This window comes from Polaromonas sp. P1_F4 (assembly GCF_056405675.1).
The window spans coordinates 1-16,989 of the sequence record NZ_JBFUBP010000018.1; the positions used below are offsets into that span (position 1 = coordinate 1).

Genomic DNA, 16,989 nt, shown 5'->3' on the forward strand with positions numbered 1-16,989 from the left:
GGGTACAGGCCGGCGTTGCAGGATTCCTCACCAAGGTGATTTACCGCGATGGCGTGCAGATTCAGCCAGCGGCGGTGCTTTCCAATGTCAAGGCCTGGCTGGGTGCGTTTTTCCTGGTCGTGGCAATGTCGCGCATCACCCGTGAATCGCACTTCCCGGGCAGTTGGGCCCTGGCGCCCACGTTAGGCGCGGCACTGTTGATCTGGGCCGGGCCGCACGCCTGGCTCAACCGCCTGATGCTGGCCAACCCGCTGATGGTGTGGGTGGGCAAGATCAGCTACCCGCTGTATTTGTGGCACTGGGTCATCCTGGTGTACCTGCGCATCCTTGCCAGTGAGACGCCTTCCGTGGCCGTACGCACTGGCGGCTTGCTGGCAGCGGTTGTGCTGTCCTGGCTGACCTATCGCTTTATCGAAACGCCCTTGCGCTTTGGCGCCCACGCCCGCCGCAAAACAGTCGGCCTGCTTCTGCTCATGCTCGCCATCGCAGGTTTTTCGTTTGCAAATTACAAGGCCAACGGCTTCCCGACACTTCGGTACTTGCAAACCCGTGAAACCAGCGCCAAAGAAATCGAAAAACTGGACGCCGCCAAACGACAAGCATTGACCGACACAGCGGTAAGTGGCGGTAAATGCTTTCAGCTACCCCCTGGCAAAGACTTCAATTTCTTTGTCAGTCACGGTTGCCTCCCTACGGCGCAGACGCCTCAAACCAGCGCACCGGTGCTGATGCTTATCGGTGATTCGCACTCGGCCTCGCTTTCGCTGGGGCTACGCCCATGGGCCGCCAAAAAGGGATACACCTTTTATCAGGTGAGTTCCGGCTCCTGCTCCTTGTTCAGTGATGACGCCTCCGACCCCGACTGCCAGACTTACAGCAAGAAATCGTTCGAAGCTGTTCCTGCCGTGAAGCCCGATGTGCTGCTGATTGACTCTCATTGGCTGCATGCTTCAGAGCCGGTCTTCTTCAAAAATCAGGGCAACTGGCCTTCATATTCAGAATACCTGGCAGACAAGTTCAGGTATATCGCCAGCCTGCAGGCCAAAAAAGTCATCATCGTTGGGCAGGTGCCGACCTGGAAAGCCGACCTTCCCAATGTATTGATCCGCAGATTTATTTCGAGGGGATTTGAAGTCCCCGAAAGAACGACCCTTGAGCTCGATCCCCTGTCGCTGGAAACGGATAAAACCCTGCAGAAGATTCAGCTGCCTACCGGTTTCACCTACGCCTCATTGGTCAAAATACTTTGTGATAGCAACGGATGCCTTACGCGAGTAGGCCCAGACCTCCAGACAGACCTCGTCGTGTGGGACTACGGTCACCTCACTGCGGCAGGAGCAGCCTTTGTTGTCGACCGGGCGCTGGCACCTGTGGTCGAAAGCCTGGTCAGGCATTGACATGCTGTGCCTGTTATTAATTATTGAAAGTTGAATATGCCGTCAAACCCAAAGAGCGTCGTAGTCATAGGCGGTAGTTCCGGCCTTGGCAAGGTCATTGCCAACCGTTATCGGGACGATGGATTCCAGGTCGCCATTGTTTCAAGAAACAAGCCCCTCTTTGTGGACGAGAAAAAGGGCTTCAAGCATTACAGTGCAGACCTTTCCACCATCACGGCGGAAAGCGCCGGCGCATTGGTTAACGACATCGTTCGCCAAACCGGCCGCCCGTCTTATCTGGTTTTTTGCCAACGCTACCGCGGCGCTGAAAGAAACCTGGCGAACGAGTTGTTTGTGGCGGTGTCTGCAACCGAAATACTGGTCGAGGCATTCGTTCCGCAATTTGCGGAAACCGGCGACAAAGCCATCGTGACGGTCAGTTCGGTGTATGCCGACTATGTCGGTTCGTCACAGCCCTCGTCGTACCACGTGGTGAAGGCGGGTTTGAATGCGCTTATCAGATACTATGCCGTCACGCTGGGAACCAGGGGCATACGGTCCAACGCCATTTCGCCCCTCACCTACCTGAAAGACGAATCCAAGCACGTGTACCTGGGTGATGAAAAAACACTCGCCAAATACCGTAAATTGGTCCCGCTGGGAAGAATGCCCCTGGCCGATGAATGCGCCAATGTGCTCAGATTCCTGGGAAGCGAGCAGGCGTCTTTTGTGAATGGGCAGATTATTTATGTCGACGGTGGTGTGTCCACCGTCTGGCCGGAAGAGATTGCGTAAGATTAACGTTTAAGGGATACATAAAATGGCTAACTATCACCGCAGAACAAACTGCCGGCTTTGCGATTCGACTGCGCTCAAACTGGCGATCCCCATGAAGCCTTCGCCGATCGGCGACGCTTTCGTCAAAGACAAGAATTCGGAGCAGGAGCTCTTCCCGCTCGACGTCTACATCTGCGAGACGTGCGCGCATCTTCAGAACCTCGACGTCGTCGACCCGAAGATTCTCTTCGGTAACTACACCTACCAGACCTCGCATTCTCTCGGCCTGGTCGAGCACTTTAAAAAATACGCGGCGCATGTCGTGTCGAAGCTCGGCATCGACAAGCCCGTCTTTGTTATGGAAATCGGCAGCAACGACGGATCATTGCTCGGCGAGTTTCAGGCACTGGGTCATACGGTGCAGGGTATCGATGCATCTTCCGCCGTTGCCGGCCATGCCAACAAACGCGGCGTGCCCACGATTGGCGACTTCTTCACTTTCGACCTGTCGCAAAAAATCAAGGCTGATAAAGGCCAGGCTGGCCTTGTGTGCGCCAATAACGTCTATGCCCATGCAGACAACCTGCGGGACATCACCAAAGGCATCCGCAATGTGCTGAGCGACGACGGTGTCTTCGTTTTCGAGGTGTCGTACCTGCCCGACATGGTCGAAAACATGGTCTTCGACACCATCTACCACGAGCACGTTTCGTATCACACGCTCAACCCGCTCGAAAAATTCTTCAACTCCCTCGACCTGAGTCTGTTCGACGTCGAGCGCGTCCCGACCAAGGGCGGTTCGATTCGCGCTTTTGCACAGCCCAAGAGCACCGGCAAACGCCCGCGCACGGCGGCTCTTGACAAGCTGATGGCCGACGAAATTGCACAGCACTACGACCAGATCGAAACATATCACCGCTACGCGCAAAAAATCGTCGATTGTAAAAACAGCACGCTGGCGCTCATTCGCAAGTTGTCTGCCGACATGAGCAAGGTTGCGGGTTACGGCGCATCGACGACCACCACCACCCTGCTATACAACTATGAGCTCGAAGGCGTCCTGGACCGCATTTATGACGATAACGCCATCAAGTACGGCACCGTCAGCCCGGGCGCGCATATCGAGGTTTCGCCTTCTGAAGAAATCCTGTCGCGAAAGCCAAAGGCCATCGTCATCCTGGCTTGGGTCTATGCAAAGCCCATCATCAAGCGCAATCGCAACTATGTCGAAGCCGGCGGTACGTTTGTGATTCCGCTGCCTGTGCCCATGACGGTCGATGCGAGCAATCTGGACCATTTCCTGAACGCCTGACGGAACCAGCGTTGCAATACTTCGATGGCCTCCATTCATTGCACCGTCTGCGGCCATGCGGACCTTGAACGAAGCCTGAGTTTCGGCCTCCAGCCGCTCTCTACCCGGTTTGCTGCAGTGCCTGATGCCCAGGCGCCAGCGGCACGCCACGCACTGAGCCTGGGCTATTGCAAGCAGTGCCTTGCCATCCAGCTGGTCGACCGGTTTCCGGTCTCCGCGTTGCAGGGCAAGGCGCCGGCGCTGCGCTTTCGCGAGCCCAGCACGCATTTGCCAGACGTGGTCGAAACCCTCAGGTCGCTCGGCGTGGTCAACCCGCACAGCAGACTCGCCGGGTTGTCGTACATCGATCTGGATCTTCTGGGCTTGCTCCAGGCTCAGGGATGCCCTGCGGCGCTACGCCTTGAACATCCAAAACCGCCAGCCGGGGCCGCGGAGCCCGGCCTGGAAACGCTGCAAGGTTTTTTCTCAGACCCCGCCCACATAGGCCAATGGGTTCAGCAGCATGGCCTGGTGGATCTGGTTTGCGCCAGATTCATTCTGGAGCACGCTGAATCCGCCCTGGCTTTTTTGCACGCCCTGAAACGTGCCGTCAAACCCGGTGGCTACATCCTGGTCGAAGTGCCAGACGTCACCAAAATGCTGGCGTTTGAAAACCACGCCCTCGTCTGGGAAGACCATTTCACCTACTTCACCTCAGGCACCCTGTTCAAACTGGCGTCGCTTGCAGGCTGCAGTGTCGTCAGCTTGAACAGCTACCCCTATGCTTACGAAGACGCCATGGTCGCCATCCTGCAGGTGGGCCAGCCGCCACAGCCTGCCGCGGTTTCGGCGCCGGTCAAGCCGATAGATTCTGTCAATCCGGCCCAGGAGCTGGAAGACTTCAACAGCAGCTTCGTCGCTGCCAGGGTCGCACTGCGGCAGGACTTGCTGGCCGTCCAACAGGGCGGCGGAAAAATCGCTGTTTTTGGCGCAGGCCACCACGCGGTCAAGTACATCAACTTTTACGGTCTGGGCGATTTGATCGAATTTGTCGCCGACGACAATCCGGTCAAGGGCGGCATGTACCTTGCGGGTACCCAACTGCAGGTCAAGCCGTCATCTGACTTGGCCGCCTCTGGTGTCACGCTATGCTTGTCGAGCTTGAATCCGGCCAGTGAAGCCAGCGTCAGACGAGCCATACCTGACTATTTCGAGCACGGCGGAGAAATTCGGCCTATTTTTAAAACAAGCAGGGGATCCACATGAGTACGAATGGCCTATTTGAAAAGTCTGCTGAGGTGCTGGTCTGCACCGATGAAATCATAGGTCTGGAACAGGCGGCGCTGAATGCGGTGAACCGCCTGGCAGACACCAGCCCCAAGAAGCGGGCAAGAATATGCGCGCACAAAGACAGTTCGGCCGCCATTCAGGAGATGATCATTGTCATCCGTGAAGGCTCGTACATTGCACCACACCGCCACAAGAACAAGTGCGAGTCTTTTCATCTGATTGACGGTGCCGCTGACATCGTTGTCTTTGAAGACAACGGCGATATTCGTAAAGTCATCCGGTTTGCCCGGGAGCACGCCTTTTACTACCGACTGGAAGCCGAGTTATTCCACACCATCGTCGTCCGCTCAGACCGGATCACATTCCATGAAGTCACCAACGGCCCCTTTGTAGCCAACGGAACAGAGTACGCGGCTTTTGCGCCCAAAGAGGGAGGTGAAGGCATTGCCACCTACCAGGCGCGACTGGATCAGCAAATCAGCGAATGGATTGCAAGGAATGCCTAAGAGGAAGATCGCCCGTGCAATATTGGGGGCCGCCTGGTTTCGGGATCTTGTCAGCAATTCCGTACCGCAGATACTTAAATACTATAGGCGCGAGCTTCCCATAGTTACTGTCAGAGTGCGCATTCTCGCGCACCTCTACAGCCTGGCGCTGACCATCGCCGCAGTTTTGCTTTTTCCTTGGAAACGGCTCCAACTGTTGGTCGTGGGGGTGAAAAGACTCCATGTCGATGGCGATATTTCAGCCGCAGTTACATGCTTGAAAGAAGCTGCCGGCATTCGCCCACCGCTTGTCACCGCCGTTGCGGCCGGCTTGGCACGCGTCGAACTTATCACCGACACAAGAGACTCACGCCAGAACCGTTTGATTCTCTTGAAGTTTGCGAATGAGATTTACGACGATGGGGACGTCCGCTATCAATTAGCTTTGGCTCACCTCAGCGCAGGTGAATCTGAGGTTGCTGGTCAGAGAATACTCGAAGCGATTCAGCTCCAACCGGCTTGCGCTATGGCGCATCAAAACATGGCAGCCAAGTACGACCGACTGCTTTGGAAGCCGGAACCGCTGGACCTTGCCGGTGATCCGGAAATCCATTTGTATGACGCCTACCATTTGCTAGGGCAATTGCTCGTCAACATCGGGGATGCCGTCCGGGGACTCGAAATGTTTGGCATGGCAATGAAGCTCCAGAAAAAACTCTGCGAGCGTTATCCCCTGCCCGAATCGCTGGTGTCGTCGATTGAAGCCCATGAGGGCTACCAGGCCGCCAAGCCCATACGCATCGTGCCGTATGAATGGGTCACGCAGATCGGTCACCTGGGCATGCTCGATGCATTGATCAAGATGTCCAGACTCGGCATGCGGCCCGACGTCAACTGGGTGCTGCTGGCCCCGGACGACAAGGTGGTCAACCAAGCCTTCCTGGACTGCTGGACGAAGCATTTCCTGATCATCCGGGACAAAGCCCTGGTTGCGAAGCTCTTTCCCTACCAGCGCGCATGTGGCGAGCAGTTCAATTGCTACGTGCAAGATGACGGCAAGGTAGTTGACTGGTCGGACGCTGCGGCACAGGCTTTCGTTGAATGGGACAAGCGGCAGCTGGGCTCGCTCATATCGGCGTCTGAGGAAATCCTGCAATATGGGCGTGCCAAACTTGCTGCCATAGGCGTGCCATCTGACGCGTGGTTTGTGGTGCTGCATGCCAGATCCAGCGGCTTCTATGGCGAGGGGTTGGGCTTTATCCAAAAGCACCGCAATGCCCCCCTAAGCAGCTACCTGCCCGCCATAGACGCCATCGTCAAGCATGGTGGGTGGGTTTTGAGGATGGGTGACCCGTCCATGCCAAAACTTAAAGCGATGCCCCAGGTTATTGATGTTGCGCACAGCACCCAAAGAAGCAAAAAATTCGACGTATTTATTTGGTCTCAATGCCGGTTTTTTCTGGGCACCACGTCTGGTCCGACAAACGCTGTCGTTTCTTTTCACACGCCGACACTGTTGGTCAACTGTGTCTCCAACTACGCGCAATCGTGGAACAATCGTGTCATGTTTGTGCTCAAGCCATTCTGGTCGATACAACAGCGGCGATTCTTGAATTACCGCGAGACCTTTGCACCCAAATTACGCGCCAGCATGTTCAACGCGCGCAGCATGGCCGCTGAAGGCATCTATCCGCGTGCAAATACATCAGAAGATATCCTGGTTGCGACGGAAGAAATGCTGGCCCGTGTCCAGGCCCAAGCCATGACACCGGACCCAGCCGAGAACCCCATGCATGACCTGGGTGTACCCCCATGGCTATGGGGAAGCGCCACGCCAAGCAGGCGCTATCTGGACAAGCACCCTGAGCTATTGCGGCCGCACTGAAATCACAAAGTACACCCTCAAATATGGTTGAAAACAATGAACTACAAAACCTTTGAAGCGCTTAAAACAGAAGGCAAGTCGCTGGTCTTCGTCTGGGGAGATTTCAACATCCTTCATCCGGGCCACTTGCGCCTGCTGAATTTTGCGGCCGATTGCGGCGACATTTTGATCGTCGGCATCCGGTCTGATGCCGAGAGCAGCGTGGTCATCCCCGCAGATATCAGGCTGCAAAGCCTGCAGTCCATCTCTGTAGTCAAGCATGCCTTTGTGCTGGACGAAACGCCCGAGGCGTTTATCAAACACGTCAAACCAGCCGTGGTCGTCAAGGGCCAGGAACACAAGGGTGCCGACAACCCCGAAAAGGCCATTCTCGACCAGTACGGCGGTGAGCTCATTTTCTCATCGGGAGAAATGCGCTTTTCATCCATTGACCTGCTGCGCCGCGAAGGCAATGAGCTCGCCTTCAAATCGATTCTGAAGCCGCGCGACTACCTCAAGCGGCATGAAATAGATTCCGCTCGATTGAGCGATACCGTCCGCGCATTCAACAAACTCAATGTGGTGGTGATCGGTGACCTGATTGTTGATGAATACATCAATTGCGACCCACTGGGCATGTCACAGGAAGACCCTACCATTGTGGTCACCCCCATCAGCCGTGACAAGTTCATAGGCGGGGCAGGCATTGTTGCAGCGCACGCCAAAGGTCTAGGCGCCAATGTTCGATACATCACAGTCTGCGGCAATGATGCGTCAGCAGAGTTCGCCAAAGATCGCCTCCAGCATTACGGCGTCACTGCCGAGCTGATGACAGACCACAGCCGGCCGACAACCCTCAAGCAGCGCTACCGCGCCAAGGGCAAGACGTTGTTGCGGGTCAGCGAATTGAAGCAGCATGAGATTTCAGACGAAATCGGCGCCGGGATGCTCGACAAAATCCGGGGCATTATCAAAAACACCAGCCTGGTCATTTTTTCAGACTTCAACTATGGCTGCCTGCCGCAGTCGCTGGTCGACCAGATTGCCGAGCTGTGCAACCAGCACAAGGTGCCCATGTTTGCCGACAGCCAGTCGTCGTCGCAAGTGGGAGACATCACGCGGTTCAAGGGCATGACGCTGGTCACCCCCACCGAGCACGAAGTCCGGCTTGCATTGGGTGACTCCACGTCAGGCCTGGTCGTCCTGGCCGAAAAGCTCGCGCAAAAAGCTCGCTGCCAGTATTCATTCATCACGCTCGGTTCTGAAGGCGCTTTTGTACACAGCCCCAAGGCGCCCAGCCACAAGATCATCACCGATGCCTTGCCGGCCATGAACCTGAGCCCCAAAGACGTTGCTGGTGCAGGCGACTCGATGCTCACCTGCACGGCCATGGCTCTGGTTGCCGGGGCCAACATCTGGCAGGCGGCGTTTCTTGGCTCGATAGCGGCAGCTTGCCAGGTCGGGCGCGTAGGCAATCGCCCGCTGTCGGCAACTGAAATCATCGAGGAGCTTGAGGCGTGAAGGCGGTATTGCTATCGGCGGGCTTTGGCACAAGGCTGCGGCCACTGACCAACACGATTCCAAAGTGTCTTGTGCCTATCCTGGGCAAACCGCTGCTGGCCATCTGGCTCGACAGGCTCTTCGCAAACGACGATATCGAACGCGTTCTCGTCAATACGCATTACCTGTCAGAGCGGGTCGTCGAGCACGTTGCCCAGTCGCCGTGGAAGGACAAGATCGACCTGGTCTATGAGCCCACCTTGCTTGGCACCGCCGGCACACTGTGGCAAAACCGCGCATGGATGGATGATGGCCCTACGCTGGTTGCGCACGCGGACAACCTCACGTTGTTTGACGTGCCGGCATTCATTGCAGCGCATCAGAATCGCCCTGCAACTTGCCCCATCACCATGATGACTTTTGACACCGATGCACCCCAGACTTGCGGCATTGTGGAAGAGAAAGACGGCATAGTCGTCGGCTTTCACGAGAAGGTGGCCAACCCGCCAGGCAACCGTGCAAACGCTGCCGTCTACATTCTGGAGCGCGAAGTCGTTGACGACATGGCGGCAACAGATCAGGCCTTCATCGACATGAGCACAGAGATTCTCCCGAAATACATAGGCAGAACCTGGACATATCACAACGCGGTTTACCACCGTGACATTGGTAATTTGGAGAGTCTTAGGCTGGCAGAGTTGGAGCTCCCCGCAATCGGATACAAGTGAATTAAGTACTGGCGGGAGATCTCCGCTCATCTATTTAAATTCGCAGATCAACACCGTAGCTCGGGATTGCAGGTGCGAGCCAAGAGTGGCGACTATCAAATAAGCTCTGCAGATCATGGACAACCATCTTGGCAGGTCGCGCGATTGCTTCTATTGGAATGACTAGCTGCGAGGAGATTGGACGTAAGACACCGGCCTGCGCTGCCCCACAAGCTTACGAATAGGTTTGTCGATCAAGTGATAAACCACAGCCGCAGCCGCCAAGGAAATCACAACATGCACGACGCCATGATTCCACTCGGGGTGCGTCTTGAAAACTGAGCTGGTTAAAGCAAAAAGCACCGGGTAGTGAATTAAATACAAAGGAAAGCTGATGTCACCCAGGTAATTCAGTACACGGGTAGCACTAGCTTTCAAGTGAAGTTCGGGCGGAAAGAACAGTACGAGTACGGTCGAAATCCACGCGATGTAGGTCGAAGCAATAGAGAGTTTGTTTACCAGCCAAAAAGACTCGGGTTGCGTGGTGATAAATGCGAAGCCGGCGAAAATGCACAAGGCGGCAGCTATTTTATTTCGCGGACTTATGTATGCGAGCCAACCCGTCAACCAAGCCCATGCAAAAGCGGCTAACTGAAAGCCCCAAGGTGAAAAAGAAATATCCTTTAGTCCGAGCGCACGCCACACAAAGATAAGAACGCAAGACGCAGCTATAAAAATTAAGAGCCCATTTACGCTCGACTTCTTCACCGCTGGGGCTACAGCGTAATACATCATCTCGATTGAGAGTGACCAAAGCGGGAAAAGAACATCGATATACCGTGGATAAAAAAAGACCTGAACCAAAAAGTAGTACTGCAGCCACAAGAAGACCCCGGGCAATGGATACTCTCTGCCATGTCCGTCAAATATATGCCCAAGGACGGCATAGTCGACCAGTGCAAGGGTGACCGCTGTTATATGTATCGGGAAAATTCTCCAGAAGCGGCGACGATAGTAGCCCTTAGGCTGGAGGGCGATCGAGTGGTGAATGCTGAAGCCGGAAATTGCGAAGAAACATAAAACCGCAATCAGCCCACTCTGTGAGAAAACTGGCATAGCGCGCGAGTGCAAGCCGAAGTTGTAGGTATGCGCAAACAACACCCACATGGCAAAAAAGAAACGCAGCCCCGCCAAAATACTTAGTGTTTGAGCAACTGAATTAGGCGGCGTGATCATTTATTTTTGTCATTTTCTTTGGGCGCATGCCACCGGCGTCTTAACGCGTGCGTGACAAACATGCGCTATTGGTGCGAATCCACAGGCCAAAAACCTGGGCGAGGCTGCACATACTCTTAATGGATAATAACCTTCATCGGCACCCATGGTCGGGGCCCAAAAGAACCAATCGGGAGGGATTTCACAGTGAAAATAGGATTGCCCCCGCGTTTCGCGATTACACGACACCGTTTACGGCGGCTTGTAAGGACTGCAGCAAGAGAACTGTTCTTCAATACGACGGCTCTCTTTTTTATTTTTCTGCCGCGCCGCAGTATTTTCTATTTTGCAGTTCTGCTCAGAAAAACCTTTTCTGAAAACCTTGCCGATCAGCACGTCAAATTTTTCCTTGGCGACAAGCTTCATGACAATCTTGATAAGTGGCTTCGAGATTCTTTCTTTGTCACGCACTTCAACGAAGTTGCCTACTTCCTCTTGCTGCTAGACGAAACGTCAGATTTTTTACGCCACTTTGACAAAATAGACTGGCGCGATTCCAGGCCTTTTTTCACAAAACGCGTCGCCAGCTATATTGACCGCCTGGCGTCTGGCTATTCCATGGATGCCATAGCGCGTCTGTCGAAATTCAAGTGGTCGGATGGACCCGTGGATTTCCAGTTCACGCGCCTGCTTATCCTCATGCTTGAGCACCGGATCTATTCGGATTATGAGGAGCGTTGCTACCGAGGACGAACTAGCCAACGTCCATTCGAGAGGCCAGACAACATCAATCAATATGTAGCGTACTTTTTTCGCGACAAAGATCTGGTGCGATCGGTGGCCCGTGTGCTGAAGTTAAACGGCATCGAGGAAATAATCGATGAGCTGGATGCAAAAGGTCAGTATTGGGAAGGCTTTGCCGAAGATGTTCCCGACCGGGAAACTCTTCAGGAGATCAGCCTCTTTTACGCCCTTCGGCACCTGACGCTGCACACCTATCACGGCGGCGAAGGCTACCTTGTGCCGCAGTTATGCAAGGCCAGCCTTGCCTCACAAGCACGGTTAAGGCCGGCACTGCCGAAGCCGTCCCCCGGCCTCGCCCGGGAGCTCGCTAAGGCGGGAATTGAAGATCTGTCTGAAATCAAACTTCTTTCCCCTGACTGGAGTGCACTCATAGGCCACAACGGCCACCTCAACGTGCACCTCATGATGCGCGAGATGAACTGGTGGAAAGGCAAGCCCTTATTGCTTGCCTACAAAGACAGAATCGCCAACCGCCCATTTCTTGACCTCTTTTCAGAAATCTGCCCCACAGTCATCCTTGGCGATAACGTGGATTCGAATGTCTGGCGTGAGCTGGCCAGCCTCACGCCATTCCTGAGTGTTTCCCACCAAATTTTCGAGTTCGATGATGGGCGAGCCATGTACTGGAACGACGCAGGTGGGCTTGCCGTGGAAACCTGGGATGCGCAGGACAGAGGCTTTCCTCTGCGTGACATCTATGACCGGCGCGCATTGAGCAACCCTGGGCTCGAAGAAAAATTTCATGCACTAAAGCGTCAATGGGGATTGGGACCCACCGACTGGTTCGTTTGCCTGCACATGCGCGATGCAGCCACCCGAGGAGACACCCAGGGGGCAGGAGAATCCATCCGGAATACGTCCTTCGACAATTACGAATCGGCAATCCGCTACATCACCAGCCAGGGCGGCTGGGTCTTGCGGATGGGCAGCCCGAAGGCAGCACCTTTGCCAAAAATGGAACGTGTGATCGACTACGCGCGCGACCCAGGCCAAAGCCCCGAAATGGACATCCATTTGGTGCGGCACGCCAGGATGTTCATCGGCACTACTTCCGGATTTGCCTATGTCGCCTCGAGCTTTGGCATCCCGACCGCTATGGTCAACGCCATCAGCTCAGTCGGCTTGCTGTGGTCCAAAGACACCCGATTTGCCCTCAAGCCGGTACATACGCGCGAGGGGCGCCTGTTGACCCAACGCGAGGTAACGTCAGAAAAATGGCGTTGGTCATTCCCCACCTTCGAAACACTGGCACACGCAGGGCTTCAGGTCAGCGAGAGTAGCTCGGATGAAATCCTTGAGACCGTTAAAGAAGTTCTGGACTTGACGACCCCGACGGGTAGCGCATCACATTTGCTCACTGCTTCCGAGATTGATAACTGGAAGGCGCAAGTCGAAGTCCCAGGCTTCTATGGCAGCTCCTTGCCGAGCGCATATTTCCTTGAAAAGTACAGGAATAGCTTTCTTGATTGATCGTGATCGCCGCCGCTCTCGATACCAGCGGACACGTACCCCAAGATACATGTATCACTTAGCATGAGAAATTCCGCCACCCACGTCTATCGCGCGGATATAGACGGCATTCGAGCATTTGCCGTAGTCCTTGTTGTGCTCTACCACGCTTTCCCAAAGCTGGTTCCCAACGGGTTCATAGGTGTAGACGTCTTTTTTGTCATTTCCGGGTTTCTCATTACGTCGATAGTTTTTGCCGAGATCAGTGAAGGTAACTTTAGTCTGGGGCGCTTTTATGTACGGCGTATCAATAGGTTATTTCCAGCGCTACTGACGGTGATGATTGCCTCTTTGGCTGCGGGATGGTTTGTATTGTTTCCCGACGAATACAAACAGCTTGGCAAACACATTGCCGGTGGTGCCGCCTTTATCTCCAACTTCATGTTCTGGTCTGAGGCGGGATACTTTGATTCAGCTGCAGATAGCAAAATCCTGCTTCACCTCTGGTCTCTCGGAGTAGAAGAGCAGTTTTATCTGATCTGGCCTGTATTGATGCTGCTCGCTTGGCGGGGAAAGTTCAACATTGGAACCTTCTGTCTGATTTTTCTGACCGCTTCGTTCTGTCTGAATATCAGGACCACCGAATCACGCCAAGTAGCAGCTTTCTTTTCACCGCTGACACGATTCTGGGAACTGCTCTCCGGTGGAATGCTGGCAGTATTAATAGCAAAAAACAATCCATTTCTTAAGAAATGGGAAATAAGTATTTCAAGACGACTCGATGCGATCATCTATCAGCAGGGCTATTTGAACTCACGGTCAAGCCTACGTGAAGTGGCTTCAGTACTGGGCGTGGCGTGCATATTCGCGACAATTGTTTTTATGCCCGCTGGCGCGCGGTTCCCGGGGAAGTGGGCAGTGTTGCCAGTCATCGGTACGTGGCTTCTTATTTTTTCCGGCCCATACACATCGATAGCGCAGACCATACTTTCAAATCGGTGGGTCGTATTCATTGGATTGATCAGTTACCCGCTGTATCTGTGGCACTGGCCGCTTCTTGCATTCGAGCGATACATGGGTGATCAGGTCCCCTCTGGCCTTATTCGATCCGCAATCGTACTGTTCAGTGTTGTTCTAGCTTGGCTTACCTATGTGTTGGTTGAGAGGCCAATCAGATTTGGTAATCGTCGCAAGCGCAGCGCCGTAATCCTGCTAATTCTTATGACTTGCGTGGGGATGTTTGGGCTTTATGACGCAACCCAAGATGGCATGCGGTTTCGCATGAAAGACAAGAATGACTATGCAGCGTATTTCGAAGGCTATTTATATGATGGCAATCAGTTCACTCTGGAGCGGCAAGACATAGCTCAAAATCAATGCAACCGATATAACTACATCAAGGGATGGGGCGATAACACACCGCGGCCAAGTATCAATGCCGAGTGCTATACAAAACATACTAAGAAATCCGTTTTAATCTGGGGCGATTCACATGCCGCGCATCTATATTACGGGCTGGAAAAGAGCCTTCCAAAAGACATAAGCACTTTGTTGATTTTTAGCTCAGGGTGTATCAATGGCCCCGTCGTTATGGATCGTCTTGAAATTGATCACTGCGCGATGTCCAATTACTCAGCCATACAACTGGTCGAGCGAGACCCACCAGATGTCGTGGTACTGGCTTCAAATAACTCATTTGACATTAATTACATACGTCAACTTGCGGAGAAGCTAAAAAAATCAGGAGTGAAAAAAGTTTTAGTAATGGGCTCGCTTCCGCACTGGAAGCCGTATCTATATAAAACCATCATGCGAAATTACTGGACCCAAACACCAAAAAGGATTGTTGGACACCAAGACATGATTTTGCTTAACCTTGACTTGAAATTCAGAGCTCAAGTAAGACCAGACGACGAATTTGACTACATCAACCTATTCGATTTTTTCTGTAATACCGAGGGATGCATGACGTACTTGGGAGACAACAGGCGCGAGGGCTTGATAACTTTTGATGATGCTCATCTGCGTCCCTTCGCTTCGACTTATCTCGCCGAGAACTTACTCAAGCCATTGATCTTAAAAGGAATAGGCGACGTCAAGAATTGAAATCGATTTCCCCCGCTGTGGCCAAGCATCTCAAATAACCCGTGCTGCTTAAAAGACCTAGGGCTCAGCGAACGCCCACATATTTTTAACTATATGGAGATGAACTTTTGAACGCGCACACTCAGTCGCTGGCTGATCCTCGCAGCGAGCACAAATATCGCCCCGATATTGACGGGCTTCGTGCAATTGCCGTCCTCCTTGTCATCGCCTTTCACGCCTTCCCCAACCGCATTAAGGGTGGATTTATTGGCGTCGACATCTTCTTCGTCATTTCCGGCTATCTGATAACTGAGATTATTTTTAAGCAGACTCAGGACAGAACCTTTTCGCTTTCTGCGTTTTACGCAAAGCGCATCAGGAGAATTTTTCCCGCGTTAATTCTTGTCATACTGGCAACGCTTGTTGCCGGCTGGTTCTTGTTTCCGGTAAAAGAATTCAAGTCACTGGGCCTTAACGTGGCAGGGTCAGCGGCATTCGTTCAGAATCTTGTGCTGCTGAATGAAGTTGGATACTTCGACGTTGCTGCACTGAAAAAACCGCTGCTTCATCTGTGGTCGCTGGGCATAGAAGAGCAGTACTACATTTTCTGGCCGCTAATTCTATTGTTCGTTCATCGCTTCAGATTGAATGTGCTGACAGCTTGTGCTTTGCTGTCAGGCCTTTCCTTTGTGGTCTGCATTTACTGCATGCGCCACAACATTGACCGTGGCTTTTACCTGCCCACTTCTCGCGCTTGGGAGTTGCTGGCTGGCTCTTGGCTGGCAATCCTCATTGCCGCCTATCGTCAAAGCACGCGGATGCAGCAATGGATGATTCGCGTGAAACTGGTGCTGCATTTGGTAATCTACACGCCCGGCGAAATGCCGCGTAAAGAGACGCTGCAAAATCTCGGTGCCGGATTCGCATTTTTGCTGATTGGTTACGCAGCTTTTAGGTTCACGCCATCGCTTCGTTACCCTGGGTACTACGCTTTGTTCCCTGTAGTAGCGGCCGTCTTATTGATCGCCTGCAGCAATGCCACCTTGAACCAGAAGTTTCTCGGCTCCAGGCCCATGGTGTTCGTCGGCCTGATCAGCTACCCCCTCTATCTCTGGCATTTCCCAATCTTTGCGTATGCACACATTCTTCTGCCCGAAGGCGTGTCTCGCCTGAACATGGCATTGGCCATCCTCCTCAGCTTCGGCTTGGCCTTCCTTACCTATGTCTGTGTTGAAAAACCATTGCGTTTCGGTGCGGCCCGGAAATATGCAGTCCTGCCTTCGCTGCTTCTGATGGTGGGCATTTTTATTGCCGGTGCGGCCATCTACAGAGCCGACGGCGTGCCGAGTCGTCTCCCCAAGGCCTTGCAAGGGTTCCTGCTCACCGGCGAAGAAACCAGCAAATTCTGGCGCAGAGGTGAATGCCTGCTGTTACCCGATCAAGGGGCCGAAGCATTTACGCAGGGCTGCGCGGGATCAGGGCGTAAGCCGCTACTTTTCCTGTGGGGTGACTCGTATGCGGCAGCGCAATACCCAGGGTTAAAGCATTTTGGTGATTTACAAGGCTTTGAAGTCGCTGAATTTACTTCGTCAGCATGTCCGCCAGCGCTTGGATTCGTCCACGCGGACAGGGCCTTCTGCAAAGGCAACAACGACTTCGTTCTCAAGCGGATCAAAGAATTACGCCCCGAATTAGTCATACTGCATTCAAATTGGGCTTACAGCCCGGAGAGCATCGAGAAGGGTCTCAGAGAAACGATTAAAGAGCTCAATGCGGCTTCCATCAAGGTTGTGCTGCTCGGCCCGGTCCCCGGATGGGGGGGCGGGAGTGGTGACGGTCTTTCGGCCAACGTGATCGACTATTACTATGAGCACCGCTTCACGTTGATCCCAGAACGAACAACCTATCGCTTGAACAATATTGGCCAGGATGAGCAAATGCGGTTGCTCGCAGAAAAGGTGGGGGTTCGATATGTGTCGGCCYGGAATGCGATGTGTGATGCGAACGGCTGCCTCGCGAGAATTGGAGAAGATGGTGCCAAGCTGACCGCATTTGATGGTGGGCACATGACTGTAGAAGGCTCAACCTATCTTGCGAACAAAGTATTGCCCGAGCTGTTGCAAGGTATTAAATAGAATTTCGTCAC

General features: G+C 53.6%; 12 protein-coding genes. 11 read left to right on the plus strand and 1 reads right to left on the minus strand.

The window, feature by feature from the left end:
- From AC1DYQ_RS22735 to AC1DYQ_RS22770, 8 genes are all read left to right on the plus strand, one after another.
- Window positions 1-1,397 (plus strand): acyltransferase family protein (locus AC1DYQ_RS22735; protein WP_477688701.1); only part of this gene is annotated, 1,397 nt, incomplete at its 5' end.
- Between the two features lie 36 nt (window positions 1,398-1,433).
- Window positions 1,434-2,171 (plus strand): SDR family NAD(P)-dependent oxidoreductase, encoded by a 738-nt coding sequence (locus AC1DYQ_RS22740; protein ID WP_477688702.1) that lies wholly within the window; start codon window positions 1,434-1,436, stop codon window positions 2,169-2,171.
- Between the two features lie 25 nt (window positions 2,172-2,196).
- Window positions 2,197-3,465, plus strand: a complete 1,269-nt coding sequence (locus tag AC1DYQ_RS22745; protein WP_477688703.1) for a methyltransferase domain-containing protein — start codon at window positions 2,197-2,199, stop codon at window positions 3,463-3,465.
- Window positions 3,466-3,489: 24 nt separating this feature from the next.
- Window positions 3,490-4,710, plus strand: a complete 1,221-nt coding sequence (locus tag AC1DYQ_RS22750) for a methyltransferase domain-containing protein (RefSeq protein WP_477688704.1) — start codon at window positions 3,490-3,492, stop codon at window positions 4,708-4,710.
- A complete protein-coding gene (locus AC1DYQ_RS22755) occupies window positions 4,707-5,240 on the plus strand; it encodes a WbuC family cupin fold metalloprotein (RefSeq protein WP_477688705.1) in 534 nt (177 codons plus the stop codon). Before AC1DYQ_RS22750 ends, AC1DYQ_RS22755 begins: the two co-directional genes overlap by 4 nt.
- Entirely contained in the window at window positions 5,233-7,104 is a 1,872-nt protein-coding gene (locus AC1DYQ_RS22760) for a TIGR04372 family glycosyltransferase (RefSeq protein ID WP_477688706.1), read from the plus strand. The genes AC1DYQ_RS22755 and AC1DYQ_RS22760 overlap by 8 nt, the downstream gene beginning before the upstream one ends.
- Before the next feature lie 36 nt (window positions 7,105-7,140).
- The gene (locus AC1DYQ_RS22765; protein WP_477688707.1) at window positions 7,141-8,604 is read left to right on the plus strand and encodes a PfkB family carbohydrate kinase; all 1,464 of its coding nucleotides are present in this window, start codon (window positions 7,141-7,143) and stop codon (window positions 8,602-8,604) included.
- Window positions 8,601-9,311 carry a nucleotidyltransferase family protein gene (locus tag AC1DYQ_RS22770; protein ID WP_477688708.1) on the plus strand — a complete coding sequence of 237 codons (711 nt, stop codon included), beginning with the start codon at window positions 8,601-8,603 and terminating at the stop codon, window positions 9,309-9,311. The genes AC1DYQ_RS22765 and AC1DYQ_RS22770 overlap by 4 nt, the downstream gene beginning before the upstream one ends.
- Before the next feature lie 162 nt (window positions 9,312-9,473).
- On the opposite strand, the gene AC1DYQ_RS22775 is transcribed toward AC1DYQ_RS22770, so the two are convergent.
- Window positions 9,474-10,526, minus strand: a complete 1,053-nt coding sequence (locus tag AC1DYQ_RS22775; RefSeq protein WP_477688709.1) for an acyltransferase family protein — start codon at window positions 10,524-10,526, stop codon at window positions 9,474-9,476.
- A 186-nt stretch (window positions 10,527-10,712) separates the two neighbouring features.
- Between AC1DYQ_RS22775 and AC1DYQ_RS22780 the strand changes: the two genes are divergently transcribed.
- The 3 genes from AC1DYQ_RS22780 (at window position 10,713) to AC1DYQ_RS22790 (ending at window position 16,978) form a co-directional block, all read left to right on the plus strand.
- Entirely contained in the window at window positions 10,713-12,779 is a 2,067-nt protein-coding gene (locus AC1DYQ_RS22780; protein ID WP_477688710.1) for a TIGR04372 family glycosyltransferase, read from the plus strand.
- Window positions 12,780-12,842: 63 nt separating this feature from the next.
- Window positions 12,843-14,864: an acyltransferase family protein gene (locus AC1DYQ_RS22785; protein WP_477688711.1), complete on the plus strand. Its 2,022-nt coding sequence runs from the start codon at window positions 12,843-12,845 to the stop codon at window positions 14,862-14,864.
- 107 nt (window positions 14,865-14,971) lie between these two features.
- Window positions 14,972-16,978 (plus strand): acyltransferase family protein, encoded by a 2,007-nt coding sequence (locus AC1DYQ_RS22790; protein ID WP_477688712.1) that lies wholly within the window; start codon window positions 14,972-14,974, stop codon window positions 16,976-16,978.
- Window positions 16,979-16,989: the final 11 nt, after the last annotated feature.